The organism is Corallococcus aberystwythensis, assembly GCF_003612165.1.
In the GTDB taxonomy this organism is placed as follows: Bacteria; Myxococcota; Myxococcia; order Myxococcales; family Myxococcaceae; genus Corallococcus; species Corallococcus aberystwythensis.
Map to the genome: position 1 here is coordinate 22,581 of NZ_RAWK01000091.1, position 9,456 is coordinate 32,036.

General features: G+C 69.5%; 8 protein-coding genes. All 8 read right to left on the minus strand.

Annotated features, from left to right (window positions below):
* Nucleotide 1: 1 nt before the first annotated feature.
* The 8 genes from D7W81_RS16770 to D7W81_RS16805 all read right to left on the minus strand — a co-directional run bounded on the left by D7W81_RS16770 (nt 2) and on the right by D7W81_RS16805 (nt 9,011).
* Entirely contained in the window at nt 2-1,180 is a 1,179-nt protein-coding gene (locus tag D7W81_RS16770) for a DegT/DnrJ/EryC1/StrS family aminotransferase (RefSeq protein WP_208721332.1), read from the minus strand.
* The gene (locus D7W81_RS16775) at nt 1,168-2,286 is read right to left on the minus strand and encodes a GNAT family N-acetyltransferase (protein WP_120556393.1); all 1,119 of its coding nucleotides are present in this window, start codon (nt 2,284-2,286) and stop codon (nt 1,168-1,170) included. Before D7W81_RS16775 ends, D7W81_RS16770 begins: the two co-directional genes overlap by 13 nt.
* A gap of 36 nt (nt 2,287-2,322) precedes the next feature.
* Nucleotides 2,323-3,405, minus strand: coding sequence for a gluconeogenesis factor YvcK family protein (locus D7W81_RS16780; protein ID WP_120556394.1), 1,083 nt, complete (start codon nt 3,403-3,405; stop codon nt 2,323-2,325).
* A 108-nt stretch (nt 3,406-3,513) separates the two neighbouring features.
* Complete coding sequence (gene exoE, locus D7W81_RS16785; protein WP_120556395.1) at nt 3,514-4,881, minus strand: polyisoprenyl-phosphate hexose-1-phosphate transferase ExoE; 1,368 nt, start codon at nt 4,879-4,881, stop codon at nt 3,514-3,516.
* Nucleotides 4,882-4,993: 112 nt separating this feature from the next.
* Nucleotides 4,994-5,731: a CpsD/CapB family tyrosine-protein kinase gene (locus D7W81_RS16790; RefSeq protein WP_120556396.1), complete on the minus strand. Its 738-nt coding sequence runs from the start codon at nt 5,729-5,731 to the stop codon at nt 4,994-4,996.
* Nucleotides 5,732-5,767: 36 nt separating this feature from the next.
* On the minus strand, nt 5,768-7,177 hold the full coding sequence (locus tag D7W81_RS16795; protein ID WP_120556400.1) for a GumC family protein: 1,410 nt from the start codon (nt 7,175-7,177) through the stop codon (nt 5,768-5,770).
* 35 nt (nt 7,178-7,212) lie between these two features.
* Nucleotides 7,213-8,379: a hypothetical protein gene (locus D7W81_RS16800; RefSeq protein WP_120556397.1), complete on the minus strand. Its 1,167-nt coding sequence runs from the start codon at nt 8,377-8,379 to the stop codon at nt 7,213-7,215.
* 62 nt (nt 8,380-8,441) lie between these two features.
* Complete coding sequence (locus D7W81_RS16805; RefSeq protein WP_120556398.1) at nt 8,442-9,011, minus strand: polysaccharide biosynthesis/export family protein; 570 nt, start codon at nt 9,009-9,011, stop codon at nt 8,442-8,444.
* Nucleotides 9,012-9,456 lie beyond the last annotated feature (445 nt).

Sequence of the window (9,456 nt, forward strand, 5' to 3'; positions counted from 1 at the left end):
CTCACGACGCGCGCTTGCTCGGACGGCGCTCGGACTTCAGCGCCTCCCGGACGACCTCCGCCACCTGCCCCATCACCTCCGGCGACAGGTCCTGGTGGCAGGGAATCTCCAGGATGGTGCGCCGCAACTGCGCGACCTCCGGGAACTCCGACGGGTCACACGCGGGATGGAAGCGCTTCCAGAAGTCGATGGCGTCAATGCCCTTCTCACGCAGCCTCGCCAGCAGCGCCTCCTTGTCCTGCACCACCATCGGGTAGAACAGGGGGCTGACGCCCGCGGGCAGCTGGTTGAAGAGCGGCGGCGACACGTCGCGCAGCCGGCCCAGCAGGAGGAAGTAGTTGCGCCGGCGGGCCTCGACGATGCCCTCCAGGTCCTGCGCCAGGGCGATCCGCTTCGTCAGCGGGCTCATGCCCAGGTCCACGTGCCGCCGGTCGAAGTGCTGCGTGCCCGTGGCCACGCGCTCGACGCTCGCGGCCTTCACCGCGCCGTGGCCCACCGAACGCACCAGGCCGCGCAGGCTCCGGCCCACCGCCCCGCCGCGCAGCTCCATGTTCTGCAACAGCGCGGACACGGTGTGGCTGAAGGTGGACGCCAGCGGCGGCGCGGGCGGCTCCGGCAGGCTGTACGGACGCTTGCCATTGACGACCAGCGCACCCCCATTGGGTACCGGAAGGGTCTTGTAGAGGCAGAAGATGCCCACGTCACCCGTGGTGCCCAGCGGCGTCGCGCCGTCCGACGACAGGAGCGACAGCGCGCAGTCTTCAATCAGCGGGATGCCGTGCTCGTCCGCCAGCTTGCGCATGGCGGCCACCGGCCCCGGGAAGCCCGCGTAGTGGATGAGGTAGAGCGCGCGCGTCTTGGGCGTGATGCGCTTCGCCACGTCCGCCACGTCCACGTCCCAGCGGCTGCCCACGCGGTAGAAGCGCGGCGTCGCGCCCGCGTCCACCACCGCCTCCACCTCCACGCCGTGGTGGTAGGAGGGCATCAGCACCTCGCCGCCATCCAGGCGCAGCATCTTGATGGTCAGCCAGACGGCGTTGCGCGCGAAGTAGAAGTACCGCGCGTTGGGAGACGAGAACGGCGGCAGCGCCCCCGGACGCGGCGGGGCCACCAGCATGCTCGGCCACAGCGTGGGCAGGGACGGAACGAACATCTTGTCGGTCGTCTTCACTTCTTCCATCGCGCCACCACCTCTTTCGCCGCCGGTACCCACCGGAACTTCGCCGCGCACAGGGCCCGGCCGAAGGCGGTGTCATTGAACACGTAGAGCCAGGTGTGCCGGCGGACCTGATCCGTCCAGTCGCGCTTCCACACCATGTCCGGCCCCAGGAAATCGAACTCGGTGAGCCCGCGCTCCAGGCAGTGCCCCAGCACCTCCTCCATGAGGAGCTGTCCCGGGCTGCACTCCTTCAGGCTCTCGTCGTAGCCGGGCTTGAGCAGGAAGTAGCGCCCGCCGTATTCCAGGCCGTACTGGAACGCCACCGCGCGCCCGTCCACGCGCAGGAAGTACAGCGCCAGCCGGTCGCGGTAGGCCGCGTCCCGCGCCAGCTCCGTGTAGAAGCCGCGCGTCTTCGCGTCCTGCGCCATGGCCGTGCCATTCGCGCCCTTCCAGCCGCTCTGCTCCAGCAGCAGCCCCTCCTCCAGCGTGCCCTCCAGGTCCAGCCCGCCGGTGACGCGCTCGAAGGTGACCTTCCCCTTCTCCTCCAGCTTGCGGCGGCGGCGGCGGCAGTTGGCCTTGAACTTGGACGGCAGCTTCGCGAAGTACGCGTCCTTCTTCGCGGGCAGCGGCACGAAGGGCGAGTTGAGCGACTCCCACTCGCCCACCGGCAGGCCGCTGTCCTTCGCGGCCTCCAGCAGGCGGAAGCCCACGCCGCCCTCCGGCACGTCCGTCAGCCGGAGCACGTCCCAGCCGCCCGTCTCACGCAGGTGGGAGAGGAAGGCCCGCGCTGCGGCGTCCGGCTCCCGCGCCAGCACGTCGAAGCGGCAGGAGTGCGCGTTGGCCGCGGAGGTGAGCTGGCGGACCGGCACGCCGTACATCGACGTGCGCTCCTCCACCAGCGGCAGCGCGGCTGTGAGCGCTCCGTCCTCGCCGCGCAGGAGCAGCACGCGCATGCGGGTCCCGGCGGCGAAGTTGTCCAGCCACAGCCGCAGGAACTCGTGCCGGTAGAACAGCTCGTTGGAGGTGGTCTCCACCAGCTGATTCCACTCGGCTTCCAGGGTCATGAAGGCCGCCCGGTCGTTGACTTCCACGACCCGGGGGGCGGCTTGAAAAGGAATGGCTTCCATGTGAGCGGGCCCCAAGGTGGTGATGGGCAGCGCGGCCTACAACCCGCTGCGGGCCATCTTCAGCAGGCAGGCGGCGACCTTGCGGCTGTCGTGTCGGATCTTGGACCCCTCCTTGAGGAGATCCGCCTGCACCGGAATCACGCCGGAGGACAGGAGCTCCCGCGTCTCCGCCGTGACCATGAAGGAGCCCTTGCGCGCATAGCGCTGGATGGACTCGTCTGAAGGCGCCCGGCCGTTGACGAGGACGGCGTCCAGCACCGGCCCCACGTGGTCGATGACGGCCTGCACGTGGTCCAGGCAGTTCATGCCGTCCGTCTCGCCCGGCTGGGTCATCAGGTTGGCCACCATGACCTTCAGCGCGCGCGTCTCCTTCAGCGCCTGGGCCACGCCGTCCACCAGCAGGTTGGGCAGCACGCTCGAGTACAGTGAGCCCGGCCCGATGGCGATGAGGTCCGCCGAGTAGATGGCCTCCAGCAGGCCGTCCACCGGGGGCGGCGAGCGGGGGCTGAGCGACACGCGGCGCACGCGGCCGTGGGCGCGGCAGATGTTGCGCTCGCCCACGACCTCCGTGTCGTCGTGCATCTGGGCCACCAGCTGCACCGACGCGAGCGTGCTGGGCAGCACCTGGCCCTGCGCGCCCAGCAGCTCCCCGGACAGCCGCACCGCCTCCAGGAAGTCACCCTTGAGCTCCGCGAGCGCGGCGATGAGCAGGTTGCCCACCGCGTGGCCGGCGAGGCCCTTCGCGCCGCCGAAGCGGTACTGGAACACGTCCTTCAGCGCGCTCTTGCCTCCCGCGAGCGCCACCAGGCAGTTGCGGATGTCGCCCGGAGGCAGCACGCCGTGCTGACGGCGCAGGCGGCCGGAGCTGCCGCCGTCGTCGCTCATCGCCACGACCGCGGTGATGTCCACGCCCGGCTGGCCACCCTTGGGGGCCGCGCGGCGGGCCAGCCCCTTGAGCACCATGGGGAGTCCCGTGCCGCCGCCCATCGCGACGATGCGCGTGGGCCGGTTCTTCGGGGCCTGCAGCAGCTCGTTGCGCTCAACGTTCTGCGCCTTGTTGCGCGCGTCGTCCTGGCTCCACTGCTCAGAGAACGGCGCGTCCACGTCCATGCCCACCATGTTCCGACCCCCTCGCCCATCCCAATCCATGGCCCCACCCTTGGCATCCCGGCCTCCCCCGACAACCGGAGGCCGCGGATGGTCATCAATGCCTACTGCTGAACCAAGCTACCGAGCACCCCGCCCCAACAACACGTGCCGGACGGTGTGGAAGATAATGCCGACGTCCAGGAACAGCGACCCGTTCTTCACGTAGTACAGGTCGAACTCCAGCTTGTTGCGCGCATCCTCCACCGAGGCACCGTAGGGGTAGCGGATCTGCGCCCAGCCCGTGATGCCCGGCTTCACCGCCTCGCGCACGCCGTAGAACGGAATCTGCTGCTTGAGCTGCTCGGTGAACACCGGGCGCTCCGGACGCGGGCCCACGAAGCTCATGTGGCCCAGGAGCACGTTGAACACCTGCGGAATCTCGTCGATGCGCGTCTTGCGGATGAACTTGCCCACCCGGGTGACGCGGTCGTCGTTGGAGCGCGCCCACACCGCGCCGTTCTTCTCCGCGTCGGTGCGCATGCTGCGGAACTTCCAGAGCGGGTAGGAGCGGCCGCCCAGGCCCACGCGGTCCTGCCGGTAGAAGACGGGGCCCTTGGAGTCCAGCTTGATGGCCAGCGCCACCAGGATGAGGAAGGGCGACGCCATCAGGAGGAGCAGCGACGCCACCGCCACGTCGAACACGCGCTTGAAGGCCCGGCGCAGCGGCGACACGGTCATCTCATCCGCGAAGGCGAAGTCGCTGGCGCGCAGGAACTGCACCGGGATGCGGCGCAGCACGCGCTCGCAGAAGCCCGCCGCGTCGTACACCCGCCGCCCGTCCAGCCGGCAGCGCAGGAGCGCCTCCACCCAGTTGGCGCCGCGCATGTCGTCCGCCGCCTGCACCACGTAGGAGGCGTTGAGGCGGGTCGCCATCGAGTCCAGCGGCTCCTCCACCTTGCGCGGGTCCACCAGGGCCACCACGCGGAAGGACCCCTCGCCGCCGTCTTCGATGGCGCTCGCCACCGCGCGGGCCTTGAGGCCGTCACCGACGACGAGCACCGCGTCGGGCTCACCCACCAGCGCCCGGATGGAGACGCGCACCACCAGCGTGCCGGCCAGGGCGCCCATCGCGCCGCCCAGCAGCGTCCCGGGAGGCAGCACCACCGGCAGGGCCAGCGGCAGCAGCAGCATCACCCCGCCCGCCACCATCGCGGTGACGCCCGCGGCCTTGAGGAAGCGGTAGCCCCGCGTCCGGTCCTCGGCCGCGATGCGCAGGTCGTACAGGTCCAACAGGTACAGCGTGAACTGGAAGGTGACGACGAAGGCCAGGCCCAGTCCCACCAGCGTCGGCCACATCGTGGCGAACGGGGGCGTGGAGCCCAGGGGCGCGAAGAGGGCCGCGCAGGCCGCGGCACCCGCGACACAGGCCAGCGCGATCGCCGACGACTCGGCGAGAAAGAACGTCAACTTCTTGGCTGAAAAGTAGTGATGGAAAACGCGAAGCACGTGACTCCTCCAACCCCGACCCGCCGCCGCTCCAGGCCCCCCGCTCGCCGCACCTCATCGGTGCGAGGAGCGGGTCGGGCCCACGAAACACCTTCACCTCGACTGCTGACCGCTACTTCTTCACGTAGTTCTTCAGGTACGGGGTCGCGTTCACTTCCGCGCCGTTGAGCACGCAGCCCACCAGCGCCGCGCCCGCCAGCTGCTCCACCGCCTGGTTCACCACCTTGGAGGGGGTGACGTTGGCGCGGATGACCATCAGCACGCCGTCCATCTGGTGGCCGAGGATGGCCGCGTCCGCGAACGGCAGCGTGGGCGGCAGGTCCACGTACACCTCGTCGAAGCCCTCACGCACCGCCTTGAGGAACTGCTTCATGCGGGCGCTTGCCAGCACCTGGGTGCTCTCCTCCGGCGTGGAGCCGGCGGGGATGACCGCCAGCCGCGTGGAGTTGAAGCGGCGCACCACGTCGCGCACGTCGCACTCACCGGCCAAGAGCTCCGCCAGGCCCTGCTTGTTGCGCATGCCCAGCGTGGGGGCCACCTGCCCCCGGCGCAGGTCCGCGTCCACCAGCAGGATGCGGCGCTCCGGGTTCGCCCGGGCGGCGGCCAGGGCCAGGTTCACGCTCGTCACCGTCTTGCCCTCGCCGGGCATCGCGGAGGTGAGCGCCACCACCTTCATCGGGCGCTGCTCGCGCATGCGCTCCAGGCGGTAGTACAGGGTGCGGTACTGCTCGGCGGCCGCGGAAGCAGGGGCCGTGAGCGTCACCACCCGGCGGTCCACCGCGTTGCTGGAAGCCGCGCTGTCATCCACGCGGGGGAGGAAGTTACCGGCCCGCTCCATCGTCGAATCCATCTGAGTTCTCCAATCCTTTCCGTAAGGGGGCGGCAATTAATTCAGGGTCGTGGGCGAGGAGACGCTGTTCTTGCTCCCAGCCATCGGCATCAAGATCCGCTTCTCCGTCTTGCCTTGCATGTTCGGGACCACCGCAAGGACCGGCAGGGTGATGCGCTCGCGGACCTCGGTGCCATCGCGCAGACTGTCGTCACGCATCTCCAGGACGGTGCCGGTGAGGACACCCAGGGCCAGGGCCACCAGGGCGGCGATGAGCAGGCCGCTCATGCGGTCCGGGCGGGCCGGAGCGGAAGGCACCCCGGCGGGCGAGATGACGTTGAACAGGCTCTTGGCGCTCTTGGCCTCCAGCTCCTGGGCGATCTCCGCCTCCACCTTGCGGCTCACCACGCTCTGGTACTTGGTGCGGGCGATTTCGTAGTCCCGGTTCATGACCGCCAGCTCCTGGGCCCAGCGCGGGGTGTTGTTCAGCCGCCCCTGGTACGCCTCGGCCTGCTTCTGGAGGTCCACGATGTCCTGCTGGATGTTGGTGATGAGCTGGGCCACGCGGGTCCGCTCGTTGCGCTCGGCGTACATGCGGCCTTCCGCGTCCTTGCGCTGGGCGCTGATGTCACCCAGCTCACGCTCCATCCGCTTCACTTCCGGGTGGTCCGGCGTCCACTGCGTCTTGGCCTGCGTGAGGGTGCGGGACAGGCCGCTCTCCGTCGCCTCCAGCCGGCCGGCCTCGCTGTCCGCGGCGTTGCGAGCGCGGGCCAGGTCGGAGCGGCGGGCTTCGGCGCTGCGCAGTTCCTCGGACTTCGTCTGCAGCTGGGCGCTGATGCGCTCCAGGCCGCGCATGTTCATCTCCATCTGCTCGGGCAGCTCGCCCAGGTGGTCCACCTTGAACTTGGAGATCTTGCCCTCCCAGGAGGACACGGCCTTGCCCATGGAGACCATCTCCTCGGTGAAGAGGTCCGTGGCGCGGGCCGCCTGCGTCTGGCGGATCTTCAGCGTCTCCTCGGAGAAGATGGCCGGCAGGCGGTTGGCCACCTGCGCCACCACCTGCGGGTCGCGGCCCGCGTACGTCAGCTCGAAGGCCGTCTCGCCCTCGACGCGCACGGTGAGGTCCTTGCGCATCTGCTCCACCGCCGCCTCGATGCCCTTATCGGACACGAGCTCCGGGTAGAGGTTCATCTCCTCGATGGCCTTCTGGAGCACCGGCCGCGCCAGCAGCTCCTGGCGGACGGTCACCAGCCGCTGCTCGATGAGCTCGCTCACCGTGCGCTGGACCATCTCCTCACCGGGGCGCTGCGGCTCCACACGCACCACCACGGACGCTTCATAAATGCTCGGACGGGTCATCACGATGGCCGCGCCCAACACGAAGATTGCTGCAGCGATCGCCCCCACCAGGGCCTTGCGGCGCCACAGCGCCGAAAGCATCTGGTCCGCCGTCATCCCACGCTCCATGATCCGCTCCTCCATGCCTCGAACTCGAAAGTTGCCTACCAAGCTGTCATGACCAGACGGAGGGCGAACACGTTGCGTGTCAGGTCCCCCGCACCAGCGACATCCGCCGCACCCACCTGCGCGATGCGGTCGAACGCCCCCTGCAGCGCGAGCTTCCGGCTCAGCCGGTACTCGACGCCTCCACCCACCGCATAGCCCTGCGACACGTTCGTGGTGTTGCGCCACTCCGTGTAGTTCTCACCGGGCGCCGTCCCGTTCCGGAAGAAGCTGGCCGCCGCGAAGGCCGACAGCTTCTGCGTGAACCGGTGCGCCCCCATCAACGACGCGTAGTCCGCCCAGACGGCGCCAGAAAACCCGCTGGCACCCACCAGGTCGTGACCCATGGCGAAGCCGAAGTCACTGCGCTCGCCCTCACGAACCACTTCCAGCGCCACGCGGGGCAGCCACCCGCCGCGCGACGCGTCCGACGGCTGGTAGCGCACCGGCCCGCCCCGGAGGGTGAGCGTGGTGGGCCGCGTCAGCCGGTAGCGCAGGGCCGCGGAAGCGCCGTGCGCCTGGCTGTAGTCGCCGGAGTACAGAAAGCCCTGGTAGCGGTACTCGGCGCCCAGGGACAGCCGGCGCGTGGTGCGGTACCACAGCTCCACGGACGGGGTGTGCGCGTAGCCCGCCACCCGTCCCGGCTCGATGATGCGCGTCGCTTCAAACGCGTAGCCGGCGCGAACGTCCATGCGCTCCGTGACGCGCCCCGTGAGCCCCACCTTCGTCGTCGCATAGAAGGTAGGCGCCGTGGAGCGCGCCAGGCCGTCACGCGGCAGCGACGTGGGGTCGGTGACGCGGAACACCTTCGCGCTGGCGTCCAGCCGCAGCCGGCGGGACAGCACGTCCCGGAAGCCGATGCCCGCGCGGTGGTCCACCGTCGTCTTGCCGGAGCCGTGCCGCGCGAGGAGGTCCGTGGCGTAGAACGAGTCGAACGTCAGCTGCTCGTTCTTCACGTCCAGGCCCAGCCGCGGGGACAGCTTCGTCATGAACTGCCCGTTGGTTCCACCGGACCCCAGACGGATGTCGTTGTCGAAGCGCTCCTCCGCCGTCAGGCGCAGCCGCGGCTCCAGGATGGTGGCCGCCTGCGCGGCCGGCGCGGCGATGAGACAGCCTGCAATCACTGCCCGCTTCCAGTTGCCCCTCACCGCCGCCCTCCCGTCCATACCCACGCCCACGTTGATTGCTTCCGGATGTCTGTCTTTGGAGTCTTGCCGGCCGTCCCGCTTCACGGGACGACGACGGTGTCACCCGGCCGCAGGATGACGCTCTCACCCTCGGGGGAGACCAGGTCGCTGTAGCGCACCGGGATCTGCCCGCCCTTGCCGTCCGTGCGGATAACGACGATGCCGTCGGAGTTGGCGAAGTCCGTGAAGCCGCCCGCCAGCGCGATGGCCTGCAAGAGCGACACGCGGCCGCGCAGCGGGTAGGCGCCCGGGTGGGCCACTTCGCCCGTCACGAAGACGCGGCTGCTGTTGACCTCGCGGACGATGACCGTCACGCGCGGCTCCTGCACGAAAGGCGTGAGGCCCGACTTGAGCGCTTCCGCCAGCTCCGTGGGCGTCTTGCCCGCGGCCTGGATCTCCCCCACCATCGGGATGGAGATGAAACCGTCGGGGCGCACCGGCACCGTGCGCGACAGCTCCTGGTCACGCCAGACGCTCACGTCGAGCACGTCCTCGCGGCCGATGCGGTAGGGCTGCTCCGCGTTGTCGACCTTCAGCGTCTGCTGGTGAGCACAACCCGACAGGAGGAGCATCCCCATCACCGTCCAGAACCCCGTGCGCCGAATTCCCATCTTCCGCTCTCCTTCGTTTGCTGATGTCCGCGCGGGCCACCGTTCACACGCCCTGAAGGGCCGGGTGGCTCGCTTCTGGCGGAGGCTCTTAGCAGCGCGTGTGCCAGCGGCCGGGGGGAGGGAAAACCCTTGGAACTCGGTGGGTTACGGAGTGCCACATCAGGCGCACATGGGCGCATCCGGGAAAAATTCCGGTCCTACCCCGGTGTTCTCCCCTGTGCTTTCTGCCGATCGCTTCCACGGGGTGGAAGAGGATTGCCCAACGTGCACCCCCTACCTTCCACTCCATCTCGCACTCCCTCTGGGGACCCCGTGCCAAAGGGCTGGCACGGGTCTTGATAAGGGTTTCTGCGTCGGACAGCGGTAGGGGTTCAGGGGTCCAATTCAGTCCAGAGGGGGACAGCGGATGGGCAAGGTGGCAGGGGCGGTGGGGGTGGTGTTCATG

What these genes read in the sequence shown, in the direction of transcription:
- D7W81_RS16770 (WP_208721332.1), bottom strand. Translation starts at nt 1,180, where the DNA reads ATGGAAGAAGTGAAGACGACCGACAAGATGTTCGTTCCGTCCCTGCCC.
- D7W81_RS16775 (WP_120556393.1), bottom strand. Translation starts at nt 2,286, where the DNA reads ATGGAAGCCATTCCTTTTCAAGCCGCCCCCCGGGTCGTGGAAGTCAAC.
- D7W81_RS16780 (WP_120556394.1), bottom strand. Translation starts at nt 3,405, where the DNA reads ATGGTGGGCATGGACGTGGACGCGCCGTTCTCTGAGCAGTGGAGCCAG.
- D7W81_RS16790 (WP_120556396.1), bottom strand. Translation starts at nt 5,731, where the DNA reads ATGGATTCGACGATGGAGCGGGCCGGTAACTTCCTCCCCCGCGTGGAT.
- D7W81_RS16795 (WP_120556400.1), bottom strand. Translation starts at nt 7,177, where the DNA reads ATGGAGCGTGGGATGACGGCGGACCAGATGCTTTCGGCGCTGTGGCGC.
- D7W81_RS16800 (WP_120556397.1), bottom strand. Translation starts at nt 8,379, where the DNA reads ATGGACGGGAGGGCGGCGGTGAGGGGCAACTGGAAGCGGGCAGTGATT.
- D7W81_RS16805 (WP_120556398.1), bottom strand. Translation starts at nt 9,011, where the DNA reads ATGGGAATTCGGCGCACGGGGTTCTGGACGGTGATGGGGATGCTCCTC.